Raw genomic sequence first — 14,592 nt, 5'->3', positions numbered from 1 at the left:
CAATGGATGCGGAGTTGTATCACATGCTGTGGTTGAAGCGCGTGTTGCTGATCCTGGTTTTGCTGCTGGTAGCCTTGGCGACCATGGATTTCATGCTGGAAAATCAGCAAGCCACCTCCCTGCAATTTCTCGAGATGCAGTCTCCTGCATTGCCTCTCTCCATCTACGTTGTGCTTGCCTTCATTCTCGGCAGTGCGCTGGGCGTTTTCGTCGGCTGGCTGATTACCACCCGTTTGCGACTGAAGCTCATGGTGCAAAGCAACGAGCTTAATCGCTACCGTAAGGAAATCGACAAACTGCGCACGCAAGCTGTCAAAGGCTGATAGTCATGCAGGAACTGATGTTCCTTGGGCTGTTTGTGCTGGCCCTGGCGATAGGCTGGTTTCTGGGGCGCCGTGAGGCCATCAAGGTTGGCTTCATGCTGCAGCCGCACGGGAGTGCTGTCGACAAGCAGTATTTTATTGGCCTCAATTACCTGCTGAACGAGCAGCCTGACGAGGCCATCGAGACCTTTATCCGCGCGCTAGAGGTCAACCCCGAGACCGTCGAAACCCACATCGCCATCGGTAAGCTGTTTTGTCAGCGTGGTGATGTTGAGCGGGCAATCAAGGTCCATCAGAATCTGCTGGCTCGTCCCAGTCTGACGCCTGAACAGGCTGACCGCGTGCAACTGGAGCTGGCCCGTGATTACCTGGCTGTCGGCATGCATCAGCGCGCGGAGCGTTTGCTGGAGGAGTTGGCCGGTTCTGGCTCAAGTCTGCGTGCAGAGGCGCTGGTCGACCTGGTTTCGGTTTACGAACACCAGCACGAATGGGGCGAGGCTATCGCTATTGGTGAGCGCCTGCTGCGCGAACGGCCGGAGTTTTCGGTTACCCTGGCGCACTATCATTGTGAGCTCGCTGCGCAGGCCTTGCAGCGGCGCGAGGCGGCCGATGCGCAACGGCATCTGCGTGCAGCGCTAAAGGTTGAACCGCTGTGTGGCAGGGCGTTGATGATGCTTGCTGAATTGCACGCGCAGGCAGCCGAGTACAAGGCGGCAGCGGATCTGCTGCAGCGACTTGCGCAGCAAGTCCCGGACTTTGTGCCGGAAGTGCTGGCGTTGGCCGAGCGCTGTGCGGATAATGGCGCGCTCGATCTGGCGGACTATCTGGATCAGGCGCTGGAGCGCTCTGCCAAGCCGGTTGTCGCCATCATCCTGGCGCGCGCGCGGCTGATTCAGCGCACAGAAGGGGCTGCCAGTGCAGAGCGTTTTTTACTGCAGCGTCTGCAGGTGCAGCCCTCGCTACCCGGGGTGCAGGAGTTGCTGCGCTTGCGTGGGCCGGCGGAGAACGCTGCCGACCCTCTGCCTGGACTGCTGGACGCCCTTAGCCGGGCGCGTCCTCGCTATCGTTGTGACAGCTGCGGCTTTGCAGGTAACAAGCTCTACTGGCAGTGCCCTAGCTGCCAAAGCTGGAGCACGGTAAAACCGCTGAAGGGCCACGAGCTGGTCTGACATCGCCTAATCCAATCTTGAACAGGATATACGTTATATGCCGAACATCAGCCCGATTATCGTCGCCCTGGATTTCCCTGAGTCGGGTGCGGCCCTGCAGTTGGCGGATGTGCTGGATCCACAGAAGTGCCGCGTCAAGGTTGGCAAGGAGCTGTTCACCAGCGCAGGCCCTGCGGTGGTTGAAGCCTTGCAGGCCAAGGGCTTTGAGGTGTTCCTGGATCTCAAGTTTCACGATATCCCCAACACCACCGCCAGCGCCGTGCGCGCCGCCGCTGAATTGGGCGTGTGGATGGTAAATGTGCACGCCGGTGGCGGTCGCCGGATGATGGAGGCTTGTCGCGAGATACTGGAGCGTCGCCCTGGCGGTCGTCCTCTGCTGACCGCTGTGACCATTCTTACCAGTCTGGAGCAGGAGGACCTGCAGGAAGTAGGTATCGATATCGAGCCCATGGTTCAGGTTCAGCGTCTGGCTCGCCTGACACAGGATTGCGGTCTGGACGGGGTCGTGTGCTCGGCGCGTGAAGCCAAGGCGCTACGCGGTGCCTTGGGAGAAGACTTCCTTTTGGTCACGCCGGGTATTCGGCCGGCCGACAGCGCGGCAGATGATCAGAAGCGTATCGTTACGCCGGCGCAGGCGCTGGAAAATGGCAGCAGCCATCTGGTGATTGGTCGTCCGGTGACCCGTGCGCACAATCCGGCCCAGGCGCTGGACGAGATTATCGCCAGCCTGGGCTAAACGCTCAGAGGTACCTGCCCATAAAAAACGCCGCGAAATGCGGCGTTTTTTATGGGATCAGACAGCAGGTCATTCGATCTGCGACTGCTGGTAGTTTTCAGCGCCGACGGCGTCATACAGGCTCAGCTGAGTCTCCAGCCAGTCGACGTGCTCTTCTTCCGCTTCGAGGATGTCTTCGCAGACTTCGCGGCTGCCGTAGTCGCCCACGCTTTCGCAGAAAGCGATGGCCTCTTTCAGGTCGGGCAGCGCTTGCATCTGCAGCTTCAGGTCACACTCCAGAATTTCACGGGTATTTTCGCCAATCTTCAGGCGTCCGAGATCTTGGAGGTTGGGCAGGCCTTCGAGAAAGAGAATCCGCTTGATCAAACGATCCGCGTGCTTCATCGCAGCGATGGATTCCTTGTATTCGCGCTTGCCGAGCTTGTCCAGACCCCAGTCTTCGAGCATGCGCGCGTGCAGGAAATACTGATTGATGGCAATCAGTTCCAGGCCAAGAACGTTGTTCAGGTGTTGGATGACTTGCTTGTCGCCTTTCATAGCGATGCCCCCTCAGGACTATTCAGTCGCCAAGTGTGGGCTGCCAAAAGGGGGTTGTCAAATCTAAGTATTTGAAAAGAAAGAAGTTAAAAATGATTCTTAGGCGGTAATGAGAGCCGGAATCAGGCCGCTACGTATTGCGCCGACAGCATGGCAGTGGCGGCGGGGCTGGCAGCGAGATTTTCGCTCAGCAGTGATTTGCAGTCACGGGCGCATTTGCCGCATTGCGTGCCGACTTCAAGGTCGTTACGCAGGTCGCGCATAGAGCAGGCGCCACCAGCAATGGCGTCTTTAATCTGATTGTCGGTTACACCTTTGCAGAGACAAACGTACATGCAGATTCTCCTGAACAGCCTGAGCTGACAATGAGTGCATGCTAATTCGAATGAGAATGATTGTCAAAGAAAATGGCGTCGATTTATTAGACCGATTGACGCCGTCTGTCGGCTTGTGCGATTACGCCGAGCCGAAACAAAAGAGCCAGCGGATTGAAACCCGCTGGCTCATCTGTGTATCAGTAGATTACGTCATAAATGATGGATTCGATAATGCCGGTGGTCATCTCGGCGAGCACTACGTCTCCGTCGATCTGGCGCCATTCATAGCCGTCGTAATGGGGCAGGCGGCTTACTAGGCGCGGATCGAGCTGCTTGGCAATACCGGGCGGCAGGGGCTTGCCCCGTGCCAGGTTCTTGCGGATGCCCGGCGGCAGGCTATCGCCGCGCTGCACCAGCTCCCGGTTGTCGCGGAAGATGCTGCGTATGACGTCTTCCTGAATGCGATCGTACGGACGGTCGTAGCGATCTCGATCATGATCACGTTCGTCATACCGGTTTGCACCTTGGCCTCGGTCATTACCCTGCTGTGCATGATGGCTATTGCCGTTTCCGTTGCCATGGCCGCGATCATCCTGCTTGGCGTGAGCCGGTGCAGCAAGGGCTGCGGCCAGCAGGCCGGCAATCAGAAGGGAGCTTGAAGGTATGCGCATGGTCTGGCCTCTGCAAATATCTCTGTCTTGCTTTGAGTATAGGAAGCACTGATTAATTCCACACGCTCTCTGCGAGTGCTCAAGCGGGGCCGCACTCTGCGTTGTGAATTCTCGACAGGTCCTGACATGCCTTCGAAACCACGCCTTGATTGCAGCCCCGCCGGATGCGGCCCAGCCTGAACGCCAGAGGGCATGTGGAATTAATCCGTGCTTCCTAAAGCGCTTTCCCTGAGGTTCCCTGTTACCTGTGTGCGTATCCGGTTCGCCAAGTCCAGATCAGCGCCCAGGCCAAGGCGCCTGCGCCGAGCCAGAGCGTTTCCGGCAAGGTGCCTCCGTCATTGAGCCATTCGCGTGCAAGCCAGGGCCCAAGCAGCTGCGTCACGCTGTACAGGGCGATAAGGGCTGCCGACAGGCGCGGCCCCTGGTGTGGCTGAAGGCTGCGCCCAAGCCGCTGGGTCAGCAGTACCGCGCCCAGAAAGCTGCCGCCCATCAGCAGCGAGCAAAGCACAATACCGATTCCGGCCGGCAGGATCAGCGCAGCGAGCACACTGGCGAGCTGTGTCGTGTAATTGAGCAGCAGGGCGTTTCGGTCACCAAGACGTTGGCCAAGGTGATTCCATAACCAGGCAGCGGGCAGGGTGGCGGCCGCTACAATCAGCCAGCTTTGTTGCACCATCGGATGGCCGGAACCCAGCTGAATGCTGGCGATCATCGGCAGAAAGGTCATTGGCAGGATGTAGCCCATGCCTGCACCGGCATAAGCCAGAAATAGTGGCCGGGTCCGCGCGTCGAGCAAGGACGCTGATGGCGCAGGTGTGCGCTTGTCCTTGCTTGCGCCGGGGGCGTCAACACTCAGGCGCAGCATGAGCCAGCCGCCCCACAGCGCCAGCGGCACGCTGAGCAGGGCTGCTGGCCACCAGCGGCTCGCATGCGCCAGCGACACGCCGGGCGGGTGCGAGAGCACGCCAGACAGCAGCAGGCCGCCGCCAACCCCAAGATAAATAAGGCCGCTCAGGCCGATGCGCTGCCGGGCTGCCAACCACTCCATCAGCAGCGCCGGGACCATCACGAAAATCAAGCCATTGCTGACGCCGTTGCCCAGGCGCAGCAAGGTGATGAAGGGAACGTAATCGGTGATGGCCAGGCCGAGCAGAGTGAGGCAGTGCAGGGCTAACGCCAGCGGTATGCTGCGCTGGATTTGCTGAGGCCGATGCCAGCGGATCGCCGCCAGCGCGCCCAGCAGGTAGCCAACATAGTTCCAGCTGGCCAGTGCGGCGCCCTGGCTGGTGCTGAACTGTCCATCGTCCACCAATAGAGGGAGCAAGGGAGTAAAAATGAAGCGGCCGAGTCCATGGACAACCAGCAGCAAGGCTGCGGCGGCGAGTACCGCATGCAGCGTGGAGGGTTGGCGATAGGGCATCGTACGGCTTCCTTAACGCACCATCAGTGCGGCGAATGAGTACTATAGGCGGAGTTGATGGCGTGCTTCTGCGCCGGCTTGGCAGGCTGCAGCCCCCGTGGTTTCTGGGGTGCGGGGTAGGCGACTGGGCCCGAGTATAGCGGGGGCGGAAACATATTGCATGAATTGCCCGCAGCTTCGGCGTCGGTGCGCTGGTGTGGAAAGCGGGGGCTGCAGTATAGAGTATACAAACGTGCACCTAAGGTCGGTCTTGACGTTGCCGGCTGCTCTGGAGCGGTACGGCCGCCTGGCGGTGCAGGGGCAAACAATAAATATAAAAAGCGGGTGCGGAGCCCGCGTTCTTGGGAGAGTGGCATGTCGCAGTCCAGTACGGACGCCAATGGCGTCCTCAAGCGTTCTACGATTCTTCTGCATGGCTCCATCGGTATGCCGTTGGCCATCATTGGTTATCCCCTGGTGGTTTATCTGCCACCGTTCTATGCCCAGGAAGTTGGCCTGAACATGGCGCTGATGGCGCTGGTGCTGGTCATTGCTCGCCTGTCTGATGTCATCACCGATCCGCTGATTGGCACTCTCAGTGACCGCTGGCGCACCCGCTTCGGGCGGCGCAAGCCCTGGCTGGTCATGGGGGTGCCGCTGATGCTGGCCGGTACGGTGATGATCTTCATGCCGCCCGACGGCATAGGTATCGGGCATTTATTGTTCTGGACCATGCTGATGTACTTGGGCTGGACCATGGTGACCTTGCCCTATGGCGCCTGGGGCGCCGAGCTGTCCACCGTCTATCACCAGCGCAGTCGCGTGGTGGCCTCGCGTGAAGGGTTTGTGCTGATTGGATTGTTTTTGGCCGCATTGGCACCGGCGCTGGTACAGGCTCTGGGCGCACGCTTTCAGGCCGGACACACTGATGGCTGGCTGATGCAAACGGCGGTCACCCTGTTCGGGCGCGACGGTGAGTTGGGCATTGGTTATGGGCCGATTCTCGCAGTGATGGCCTGGATGATGCTGATTTTGCTGCCGCTGACGGTCTTCTGGGTGGTTGGCGCAGTCAAAGAAGCGCCGCCGCAGTCGGTTGAGCGCACCGATTGGAAAAAGGGCCTGCGCGTGCTGAAGAACAACGGCCCGTTCAAGCGCATGATCCTGATGTTGCTGGTGGTGGTGACGGGTGAGTCGTTCCGCAATGCGCTGTCGGTGTTCTTTATGCAACACGTGATTCAGATTCAGGCGCAGATCGGCCTGATGTATTTGCTGTACTTTGGCATCGGCATTCTGGGTATTCCGTTCTGGCTGCAGGTAGGCAAGCGTATCGGCAAGCATCGGGCGTTCTGTGCGGCATTGGCGATTTCCAGTACCAGTATTCTGGGCATGTTCTTCCTGGGGGCCGGCCAGTTGCTGCCCTTCGCAATATTGTTTGCGATCAAGGGCTTCTGTTTTGCTGCCTTTCAGTTTTTGCCGCTGTCGATGCTGGCGGATATCGTCGACCTGGACACGGCGCGTAGCCGCGAGCACCGCACCGGCCTGTTCTTTGCCATGAGCGGCATGGCGCAGAAGGCAGCCATGGCGCTGGGGCTTGGTCTGTCGCTGGGCTTGCTGGCCGTGGTCGGGTTTGATGCCAAGGCCGTTGAGCATTCTGCCTCGCAGCTGATGTCACTGCGCGTTCTCTACATTCTCGGCCCCGTCGCGCTGTATATGACGGCTTTCGTGATTGCCTGGCGTTACCCGCTTACCGCCGAGCGTCAGGAGCGTATCCACCGCTGGGTATTGCGCCGCGAAGCACGTCTGAGCGTCATGGGCGCCTCCCGCTAGCAGGACGAGCCACCCTCTGGCGCGGCAAATCCGCGCCAGATTGTTGGCAGGTTCCGTCCCGGAGCCTGCCGATTTTGGGTATGCTGCCCCCTGCACCGAATAGACCGGAAGGATACGCAGCGCCATGTCGGAACACTCGCAGTTTCGTTTGCTCGGTAGCAAACGCTTTCTCCCTTTCTTCACCAGTCAGTTGCTGGGCGCCTTCAACGATAATCTGTTCAAGCAGGCGCTGATCCTGGCGATCCTGTTCAAGCTCAGTTTCAATGCTGACCGTGACCTGCTCATCAACCTCAGTGCCTTGCTGTTCATTTTGCCGTTCTTCCTGTTCTCGGCACTCGGCGGGCAGTTTGGTGAAAAGTTCGACAAGGACGTGTTGATCCGGCGCATCAAGCTGGGCGAGGTGGCGATCATGCTGCTTGGCGCCCTTGGACTATGGCTGGGCAGCTTGCCGCTGTTGCTGGTGGTGCTGTTTGCGATGGGCACCCAGTCGGCGCTATTCGGGCCGGTCAAGTATTCGATCCTGCCGCAGGCGCTGGCAGAGGACGAGCTGGTTGGCGGCAATGCACTGGTTGAGATGGGCACCTTTCTGGCGATTCTGGGCGGCACCCTGTGTGCCGGTATCCTGATGGCCAGCGGTGGCTGGGCCAGTCTGGTGGGCGGGGCAGTGGTGGTGGTGGCCATTGGCGGCTATCTGGCGGCGCGGCGGATTCCAAGCGCGCGCGCCGGCTTGCCGGACCTGGCGATTGACTGGAATATCTTTCGCCAGTCCTGGGCTATTCTGCGCCTGGGGCTGAAGGAGCAGGTGCCTTCGGTATCTCGCTCGATTCTCGGCAACTCCTGGTTCTGGTTTCTCGGTGCGACCTATCTGACGCAGATTCCCGGCTTTGCCAAGGACTATCTGCACGGCGACGAGAGCGTGGTTACCCTGATCCTGACGGTGTTTTCCGTGGGTATCGCGCTGGGCTCCGTGCTCTGTGAGCGGCTGTCGGGCCATAAGGTAGAGATTGGCCTGGTGCCCTTTGGCTCCTTCGGCCTGAGCGTGTTCGGTCTGCTGATCTGGAGCCTGTCCGGCAGCATCGCCGCCGGCGCCGAAGCCTATGACTGGTTGACCCTGCTGGCACAACCCGGCGCCTGGGGCATCATGGGGTGCATCCTGGGGTTGGGCGTATTTGGCGGTTTTTACATCGTACCGCTGTACGCGCTGATCCAGTCGCGCAGCCGCGAAGAGGAGCGCGCGCGGGTCATCGCAGCCAACAATATTCTCAATGCGCTGCTGATGGTCTGTTCGGCGATTCTGGCGATTGTCATGCTCAGTGTGCTGGAGCTGTCGATCCCGACGCTGTTTTTGACCATCTCGTTGCTCAACGTGCTGGTCAACGGCTACATCTTCAAGGTGGTGCCGGAGTTCAGCATGCGCTTTCTCATCTGGCTGCTGGGACACTCGATGTACCGCGTTGAGCACCGCAATCTCGAGGCGATCCCGGATGACGGGCCGTGCGTGCTGGTGTGCAACCACGTGTCCTTTGTCGATGCGCTGCTGATTGGCGGAGCTGTGCGTCGCCCGGTGCGTTTTGTCATGTACTACAAGATCTATCGCCTGCCGGTGCTCAACTTCATTTTCCGCACCGCCGGCACCGTGCCGATTGCAGGGCGGCAGGAAGATGAGGTGACCTACGAGCGCGCCTTTGAGCGCATCTCGGCCTACCTGCGCGCGGGTGAGGTGGTCTGTATCTTCCCCGAGGGCAAGCTGACGGCTGATGGCGAGATGGACGTATTCCGCGCGGGCATCACGCGGATTCTGGAGAACGACCCGGTACCGGTCGTGCCCTTGGCGTTGCAGGGGCTATGGGGCAGCTTTTTCAGTCGTGATCCGCACAAGGGGTTCTTCCGCCGCTTGTGGTCACGGGTCTGCCTGGTGGCGGGCCAGCCGGTGACGCCCGAGGCGGCCCAGCCGGAGTACCTGCATGAACAGGTATTGGCATTGCGTGGAGAACGGCGCTGATTGGCGCCTCGTCAGCTCTGGCAAAGGCGTTGTAGGGACGCAGCATGCTGCGTCCGAAAGGTCATGATCAGCGCTCTGCGAGGTAGCGGACGCGACGTGTCGCGTCCCTACGGCATGGCAAGCGCTGGCGGCTGATCAGTGGTTATGACCACCCACGCCATGGGCGTGGCCGTGGGCCAGCTCTTCTTCGGTGGCAGCGCGCACGTCGAGAATCTCCACATTAAAGGTCAGCTCGCGGCCGGCCAACGGATGATTGGTATCAACCACCACCTGTGACAGCCCCGGTTTGACCACCACCACCTGACGCGGGCCTTGCTCGGTCTGCAAAATGGCAACCATGCCCGGCTTCCACTTTTTGGCGCCTTGCAGGCGTTTGGCCTGGACTTTATGCAGGGCGTTTTCACGGACTTCGCCATAGGCCTTTTCCGGCGGGATGGTAACAGTAAAGGTCTCGCCTGCGCTGTGACCTTCCATGGCTTCAACCAAGCCATCAATCAGGCCGGTCTGGCCGTGCAGATACAACACCGGATCATGCTCGCGGGATGACTCGATCGGGCCATTGGCGTCAGAGAGATCGTAGTGAAACTGGACAACGGTTTTTTCGGCAATCTGCATAGTGAATTCCGCTTGGGCTATCAAAGCCCGCCATTATCCAGACTCGCGCGGTACTTTTCCATGGTCAGTCAATCGCCCCATATTTCCTCGAGGCGGGCGTCGCGACCGCAGGTAGTGCGGTAGAAGGTGTAACGCAGCGGGTTTTTCTCGTAGTAATCCTGGTGATAGTCCTCGGCGGCATAGAAGGGCTGGCGCGGCAGTATCAGCGTATGTATCGGCTCATCAAAACGCGCCTCCAGGGCATCCCGAGACGATTCCAGCAAGGCTTTCTGCTCATCGTTGACGTAGTACACGGCGCTGCTGTACTGGTAGCCGTGGTCGCAGAACTGGGCGTTGGCGGTAAGCGGGTCGATGGTGGGCCAGAAGGCCTCTACCAGCTCAGCGTAGCTGGTCTTGGTTGGGTCAAAAAACACCGCGACCGATTCGATGTGGTCGGTGCCGCCGGCAGACACTTGCTGATAGTCTGCGGTCTCGGCCTCGCCACCGGTATAGCCAGACAGCGTTTCCACCACGCCTGGCAGCTTGTCGAAGTCAGACTCGGTGCACCAGAAGCAACCGCCGGAAAACACCGCCATCTCGGTGCCCGGCGGGCCTTGGGTGACCGGCTCGCTGGCCACGGCCAGCGGAGACAGGGCGAACAGAACCAGAGCAGGGGCAGCGTATTTCATGCATCACCTCGCAGGGCCGGCAGAGGCTCGCCAGCGGGAATGAATCTGAGTGCCAAACCATTGTTGCACCAGCGCTCGCCCCGGGGGGCGGGGCCGTCGTCAAAGACATGGCCCTGATGGCCACCACAGCGGGCGCAGTGGTATTCGGTGCGCGGCCAGATCAGCGCAAAGTCCTGCCGTGTTCCCATGTGTCCGACCAACGGCTGCGTAAAGCTGGGCCAACCGGTCTTGCTGTCGAACTTGTGCTCAGACGAAAACAGCGGCAGGTAACAGGCTGCGCACAGGTAGGTGCCGGGCTCGTAATGCTTGTCCAACGGGCTGCTGCCGGGGCGTTCGGTGGCTTCTTCAAAAAGCACGTCCCAGGCGGCGTCTGATACTTTGTCGCGCCAGTAGTCTGCGGGCAGGTCCAGTGCCTCGACTTGCGGCACATGAAAGGCATCTTTGGCACTGGCCGTGCTGGACAGAAGCGGCAGGGCGGGGGCGGCCAGCAGGCCGCTAAGCAGGGTACGGCGTTTCATGGTCGATCCTGTGTGTGGTGACTGTCATCATCTGACGCCTGGTAACGGCATTTGTTACATCGGGGCGTGCGTATCACTCGGCCTGATAGGCCCTGAGACAGCTTGGCAGCTTGTCTCGTGGCGGTTAGTCTCGCTATATCCCGGTGCTTCCCTCGGCATCGGCAGGCCAATAACACACGCAAGGAAAATAATAATGATTCGATCAAGCATGCGTAAGCTGCTGGGCAGCGCCGTGCTGCTGGCGGCGGGTTTCTCTGGCTGTCTGCACGCCGAGCAGGCAGCGCACACCTTCACCCAGCCGCGGCTGGATGCCTTTGCCACGGCCATGGCCCAGGAGGTGGAGCAGGGGCGCATCGGCGGTATCGCCACGCTGGTGTACCAGAACGGCGAGGTTGTGCAGCGCGCCGAGTATGGGTATGCAGACCGGGAGCAGCAGCGGCCGCTTGAGCCAGACAGCCTCTACAAGATTTTCTCCCTGACCAAGCTGGTGACAGGCACCGCGCTCCTGACGCTCTACGATGAGGGGCGCTTTGAGCTGGACGAGCCGGTCGGCAAGTACATTCCTGAATTGCAAAATCTGCAGGTGGCGGTGGCCGACGGGCCTGAGGGCATGCCCAAGACTGAACCGGCGGCACATCCGGTAACCATCCGTGAGCTGATGACCCACACGGGCGGCTTTACCTATGGTCGCTTCGGCGATACCCAGGTAGACCAGCTCTACGTTCAGGCCGATATCCAGAACCGTGACTCCACCTTCGCCGATATGATGGCCAAGCTCGAACACATACCCTTGCTACATCAGCCGGGCACGGTCTGGCACTACAGTATTTCGGTGGATATTCAGGCGGCTCTGATTGAGGTGCTGTCTGGCAAGTCTTTTGATGTGTTTCTGCAAGAGCGCATCTTCGACCCACTGCAGATGAGTGACACTGATTTTTACGCGCCGGAGGACAAGGCCGAGCGTCTGGCGCTGTCTTACCAGCCGCAGCCTGACGGCTCGCTCAAGGCGCTGCCCAATACGCCGTTTCTCAGCAAGCCGCGCTTTCTCAATGGTGGCGGCGGGCTTATCTCATCGGTGGATGACTATCTGCGCTTTGCCCGCATGCTGCTGGGCGGCGGCGAGCTGGAGGGTACCCGTATTCTCAAGGCAGACACCGTTGAGCTGATGCGCCGCAATCAGTTGCCGCAGGGCGTGGATAATATTGGTCCGTTTTTCCCGGGTAACCAGTTTGGCCTGAATGTGGCCGTGGTGAATGACTCGCCAGCGGCGGGCTACCTGCCGGAAGGGACCTACTGGTGGTGGGGCATTCAGGGCGCCTGGTGCTGGATTGATCCGAGCAACGACGCGATCATCATCGGCATGATGCAGAACACCGATTACCGTCTCTCGCGCATGATCCACGGCAAGGCGAGTCGCGCGTTGTACGGGCCCGCACAGCCCTGATGTGGTGGCGCGCGGAGAAGCCTGCGGCGTTCTCCGCCCTACGCACAGAACTGTGTAGAGGCGTAGGGTGGAGAAACGCGCAGCGTTCTCCACGCAAAGGGGTCAGGCAGAGCGGCCGGTATCAAGCACTTGCTCCAGCGGCAGCTGGGCGTGCAGGTTGACGCTGCCCTGGGCTGGGAACACTACCAAGTGCTCCGCCGCGACCCGCAGACCGACCTCGTCGCCGGGCTGGTGGTCGGCGTGGCTTGGGAACAGGGCCTCTAGCTGAGTGCCGGTCTGCAGTTGCATGCGGTAAAGGATGGTTGCGCCCTGAAAGGTGCGATCAATCACCCGGGCGCGCAATGCGCTGCTAGCGTCACCTACCAGATCATCCGGCCTCAGCAACACGTCCACGGGGCTTCCCTCTGGCATTGGGTAGGCGCGATTGCCCTGAAGCACGCCAAGCTCTGTGGCAACGGTGTCGCGCGCCTCCATCTGGCCGCGGATGAAGTAGCCCTGGCCGATAAAGCTGGCGACGAAGGGCGTGGCGGGCTCGTGATAGAGGTTGTAGGGCGTGTCCCATTGCTGCAGACGCCCATCCTTTAGCACGCCGACCTGGTCGCAGACGGCAAAGGCTTCAGCCTGGTCGTGGGTGACCAGCATGGCGCTGATCCCACGGGATTTGAGGATATCGCGTACCTCGGCAGACAGCCGCCGACGTAGCTCGCCATCAAGGTTAGAGAAGGGTTCATCGAGCAACAGCAGGCGCGGGTTGGGTGCCATGGCTCTGGCCAGCGCCACGCGCTGCTGTTGGCCGCCGGAGAGTTCGTGCGGGTAGCGGCGGCCCAGCTTGTCGAGCTTGACCAGTGCCAGAAGCTCATCGACGATGCGCTTGCGCTCCGGAGAGGTATGAATACCAAAGCCCACGTTGTCCGCCACACTCAGGTGAGGGAACAGCGCATAGTCCTGAAATACCATACCGATCTGGCGCTGCTCCGGGGCAACCCGATGCTGTGCGGTGCTCAGGGCTTTACCGTCGAGCAGGATGCTGCCGCCGCTGATGGGTTCAAAGCCGGCAATGGCCCTGAGGGTCGTTGTCTTGCCGCAGCCCGATGGGCCCAGCAGACAGCCGATGTCGCCCTCGCGCAGGTGGATGCTCAGTTCATTGACGATCAACTGCTGGCCGTAGCCGCAATTGAGGGAATCAAGCTCCAGCACTGGCGTCGTCATGGCGTCACTCAACCAGCAGGAATTCGACCAGCGCTTTTTGCGCGTGCAGGCGGTTTTCGGCCTGATCCCAGACCACGCTGCGCGGGTCTTCCATCAGTGCGTCGCTGACTTCCTCGCCACGGTGGGCAGGCAGACAGTGCATGAACAGCACTGACTCGTCGGCCGCATCGAGCATCGCCGGCGTTACCTGGTAAGGCGCAAACTGCTTGAGGCGCGCTTCGGCTTCGTCTTCCTGGCCCATCGACGCCCAAACGTCGGTATTGACCAGGTGGGCACCGGCGACGGCCTCCATCGGGTCGCGCATCACGGTCACGCGGTCACCGGCCTGGTCCAGAAACTGCTGCGCCGGCTCGTAGCCTTCGGGGCAGGCAACGCGCAGGTGGAAGTCAAACTGGATGGCAGCCTGGATAAAGGTGTTGCACATGTTGTTGCCGTCGCCGATCCAGGCTACGGTCTTGCCCTTGATAGCACCACGGTGCTCCAGATAGGTCTGCATGTCGGCCAGTAGCTGGCAAGGGTGCAGGTCGTCGCTCAGGCCGTTGATGATCGGCACTTTCGAGTATAGGGCGAAGGTTTCCAGGGTCTCATGCGCAAAGGTCCGAATCATGATCGCATCGCACATGCTGGACAGTACCCGGGCGCTATCCTCGATCGGCTCGCCGCGGCCCAGCTGCGTATCACGCGGCGACAGGAAAATGGCCTGGCCGCCCAGATGAATCATGCCTGCCTCGAAGGACACGCGGGTGCGGGTGGAGGCCTTCTCGAAAATCATCCCCAATACGCGGTTTTTCAGTGGCTCGTACACCACGCCCTGACGGTGCAGGGACTTGAGTTCGATACCGCGTTTGATCAGGCTGATGAGCTCGGCTTCCGAGCAGTCCATCAACGATAGAAAGTGCCGTGTAGTCATATCTGTACTACCTAGTTACCTCGGTCGCTTAACGACCGGAAATACGTCGCCGTACCAGAGAGCCTGAAGGCCTGGTAACAGCCACAGTAATAAAGAGAAGCAGGGATCTTATAGGGAAAATCCAGCCCGTGGCAAATGGGCCTTGGTCGCAGAGGGTTTTGTGGCTCAGTAGGACGCTGGACCTTAGGGTCTGTTGACGTTTCGTTCACCCTCCTGTTGCAGCCTGTAAAGCTGCCAATCAAGGAGG

At 60.3% G+C, this 14,592-nt stretch carries 15 protein-coding genes; 6 read left to right on the top strand and 9 right to left on the bottom strand.

Annotation, left to right across the window (positions count from 1 at the left end):
• Window positions 1-2: 2 nt before the first annotated feature.
• From ASB58_RS09690 to pyrF, 3 genes are read left to right on the top strand one after another with little or no spacing between them, the layout of a single operon-like run.
• Complete coding sequence (locus ASB58_RS09690; protein ID WP_083726710.1) at window positions 3-323, top strand: lipopolysaccharide assembly protein LapA domain-containing protein; 321 nt, start codon at window positions 3-5, stop codon at window positions 321-323.
• A 5-nt stretch (window positions 324-328) separates the two neighbouring features.
• Complete coding sequence (lapB, locus tag ASB58_RS09685) at window positions 329-1,492, top strand: lipopolysaccharide assembly protein LapB (RefSeq protein WP_118130317.1); 1,164 nt, start codon at window positions 329-331, stop codon at window positions 1,490-1,492.
• A gap of 37 nt (window positions 1,493-1,529) precedes the next feature.
• Window positions 1,530-2,228, top strand: coding sequence for an orotidine-5'-phosphate decarboxylase (gene pyrF / locus ASB58_RS09680; protein WP_096004190.1), 699 nt, complete (start codon window positions 1,530-1,532; stop codon window positions 2,226-2,228).
• A gap of 69 nt (window positions 2,229-2,297) precedes the next feature.
• Here pyrF and bfr read toward each other — a convergent pair whose 3' ends face one another.
• The 4 genes from bfr to ASB58_RS09660 all read right to left on the bottom strand — a co-directional run bounded on the left by bfr (window position 2,298) and on the right by ASB58_RS09660 (window position 5,173).
• Window positions 2,298-2,765, bottom strand: coding sequence for a bacterioferritin (gene bfr / locus ASB58_RS09675; RefSeq protein ID WP_096004189.1), 468 nt, complete (start codon window positions 2,763-2,765; stop codon window positions 2,298-2,300).
• Between the two features lie 122 nt (window positions 2,766-2,887).
• Entirely contained in the window at window positions 2,888-3,100 is a 213-nt protein-coding gene (locus tag ASB58_RS09670) for a bacterioferritin-associated ferredoxin (RefSeq protein WP_118130315.1), read from the bottom strand.
• A gap of 179 nt (window positions 3,101-3,279) precedes the next feature.
• Entirely contained in the window at window positions 3,280-3,753 is a 474-nt protein-coding gene (locus ASB58_RS09665; protein WP_118130313.1) for an anti-virulence regulator CigR family protein, read from the bottom strand.
• Between the two features lie 241 nt (window positions 3,754-3,994).
• Window positions 3,995-5,173 (bottom strand): YbfB/YjiJ family MFS transporter, encoded by a 1,179-nt coding sequence (locus ASB58_RS09660; protein WP_118130311.1) that lies wholly within the window; start codon window positions 5,171-5,173, stop codon window positions 3,995-3,997.
• A 354-nt stretch (window positions 5,174-5,527) separates the two neighbouring features.
• On the opposite strand from ASB58_RS09660, the gene ASB58_RS09655 reads away from it, so the two are divergent.
• Together ASB58_RS09655 and ASB58_RS09650 are read left to right on the top strand one after the other, a co-directional pair.
• Complete coding sequence (locus tag ASB58_RS09655; protein ID WP_118130308.1) at window positions 5,528-6,979, top strand: MFS transporter; 1,452 nt, start codon at window positions 5,528-5,530, stop codon at window positions 6,977-6,979.
• Window positions 6,980-7,103: 124 nt separating this feature from the next.
• Window positions 7,104-8,981 carry an MFS transporter gene (locus ASB58_RS09650; RefSeq protein ID WP_118130306.1) on the top strand — a complete coding sequence of 626 codons (1,878 nt, stop codon included), beginning with the start codon at window positions 7,104-7,106 and terminating at the stop codon, window positions 8,979-8,981.
• Between the two features lie 135 nt (window positions 8,982-9,116).
• Here ASB58_RS09650 and ASB58_RS09645 read toward each other — a convergent pair whose 3' ends face one another.
• From ASB58_RS09645 to msrB, 3 genes are all read right to left on the bottom strand, one after another.
• Window positions 9,117-9,596: an FKBP-type peptidyl-prolyl cis-trans isomerase gene (locus ASB58_RS09645; protein WP_096004183.1), complete on the bottom strand. Its 480-nt coding sequence runs from the start codon at window positions 9,594-9,596 to the stop codon at window positions 9,117-9,119.
• Between the two features lie 68 nt (window positions 9,597-9,664).
• Window positions 9,665-10,264, bottom strand: a complete 600-nt coding sequence (gene msrA, locus ASB58_RS09640; protein WP_118130304.1) for a peptide-methionine (S)-S-oxide reductase MsrA — start codon at window positions 10,262-10,264, stop codon at window positions 9,665-9,667.
• Window positions 10,261-10,782, bottom strand: coding sequence for a peptide-methionine (R)-S-oxide reductase MsrB (msrB, locus tag ASB58_RS09635; RefSeq protein ID WP_118130302.1), 522 nt, complete (start codon window positions 10,780-10,782; stop codon window positions 10,261-10,263). Before msrB ends, msrA begins: the two co-directional genes overlap by 4 nt.
• Before the next feature lie 193 nt (window positions 10,783-10,975).
• Between msrB and ASB58_RS09630 the strand changes: the two genes are divergently transcribed.
• Window positions 10,976-12,226: a serine hydrolase domain-containing protein gene (locus tag ASB58_RS09630; protein ID WP_181977910.1), complete on the top strand. Its 1,251-nt coding sequence runs from the start codon at window positions 10,976-10,978 to the stop codon at window positions 12,224-12,226.
• A gap of 102 nt (window positions 12,227-12,328) precedes the next feature.
• Here ASB58_RS09630 and ASB58_RS09625 read toward each other — a convergent pair whose 3' ends face one another.
• The gene (locus ASB58_RS09625) at window positions 12,329-13,435 is read right to left on the bottom strand and encodes an ABC transporter ATP-binding protein (RefSeq protein ID WP_096004179.1); all 1,107 of its coding nucleotides are present in this window, start codon (window positions 13,433-13,435) and stop codon (window positions 12,329-12,331) included.
• Between the two features lie 4 nt (window positions 13,436-13,439).
• Window positions 13,440-14,345 (bottom strand): ornithine carbamoyltransferase, encoded by a 906-nt coding sequence (argF, locus tag ASB58_RS09620; protein WP_118130298.1) that lies wholly within the window; start codon window positions 14,343-14,345, stop codon window positions 13,440-13,442.
• Window positions 14,346-14,592: the final 247 nt, after the last annotated feature.

This window comes from Pseudomonas abyssi, assembly GCF_003444685.1.
Taxonomy (GTDB): domain Bacteria; phylum Pseudomonadota; class Gammaproteobacteria; order Pseudomonadales; family Pseudomonadaceae; genus Halopseudomonas; species Halopseudomonas abyssi.
The sequence above is the reverse complement of the archived record's forward strand: the minus strand, read 5'-3'. Positions and strand labels throughout refer to the sequence as shown.

What these genes read in the sequence shown, in the direction of transcription:
- ASB58_RS09690 (WP_083726710.1), top strand. Translation starts at nt 3, where the DNA reads ATGGATGCGGAGTTGTATCACATGCTGTGGTTGAAGCGCGTGTTGCTG.
- lapB (WP_118130317.1), top strand. Translation starts at nt 329, where the DNA reads ATGCAGGAACTGATGTTCCTTGGGCTGTTTGTGCTGGCCCTGGCGATA.
- pyrF (WP_096004190.1), top strand. Translation starts at nt 1,530, where the DNA reads ATGCCGAACATCAGCCCGATTATCGTCGCCCTGGATTTCCCTGAGTCG.
- bfr (WP_096004189.1), bottom strand. Translation starts at nt 2,765, where the DNA reads ATGAAAGGCGACAAGCAAGTCATCCAACACCTGAACAACGTTCTTGGC.
- ASB58_RS09670 (WP_118130315.1), bottom strand. Translation starts at nt 3,100, where the DNA reads ATGTACGTTTGTCTCTGCAAAGGTGTAACCGACAATCAGATTAAAGAC.
- ASB58_RS09665 (WP_118130313.1), bottom strand. Translation starts at nt 3,753, where the DNA reads ATGCGCATACCTTCAAGCTCCCTTCTGATTGCCGGCCTGCTGGCCGCA.
- ASB58_RS09660 (WP_118130311.1), bottom strand. Translation starts at nt 5,173, where the DNA reads ATGCCCTATCGCCAACCCTCCACGCTGCATGCGGTACTCGCCGCCGCA.
- ASB58_RS09655 (WP_118130308.1), top strand. Translation starts at nt 5,528, where the DNA reads ATGTCGCAGTCCAGTACGGACGCCAATGGCGTCCTCAAGCGTTCTACG.
- ASB58_RS09650 (WP_118130306.1), top strand. Translation starts at nt 7,104, where the DNA reads ATGTCGGAACACTCGCAGTTTCGTTTGCTCGGTAGCAAACGCTTTCTC.
- ASB58_RS09645 (WP_096004183.1), bottom strand. Translation starts at nt 9,596, where the DNA reads ATGCAGATTGCCGAAAAAACCGTTGTCCAGTTTCACTACGATCTCTCT.
- msrA (WP_118130304.1), bottom strand. Translation starts at nt 10,264, where the DNA reads ATGAAATACGCTGCCCCTGCTCTGGTTCTGTTCGCCCTGTCTCCGCTG.
- msrB (WP_118130302.1), bottom strand. Translation starts at nt 10,782, where the DNA reads ATGAAACGCCGTACCCTGCTTAGCGGCCTGCTGGCCGCCCCCGCCCTG.
- ASB58_RS09630 (WP_181977910.1), top strand. Translation starts at nt 10,976, where the DNA reads ATGATTCGATCAAGCATGCGTAAGCTGCTGGGCAGCGCCGTGCTGCTG.
- ASB58_RS09625 (WP_096004179.1), bottom strand. Translation starts at nt 13,435, where the DNA reads ATGACGACGCCAGTGCTGGAGCTTGATTCCCTCAATTGCGGCTACGGC.
- argF (WP_118130298.1), bottom strand. Translation starts at nt 14,345, where the DNA reads ATGACTACACGGCACTTTCTATCGTTGATGGACTGCTCGGAAGCCGAG.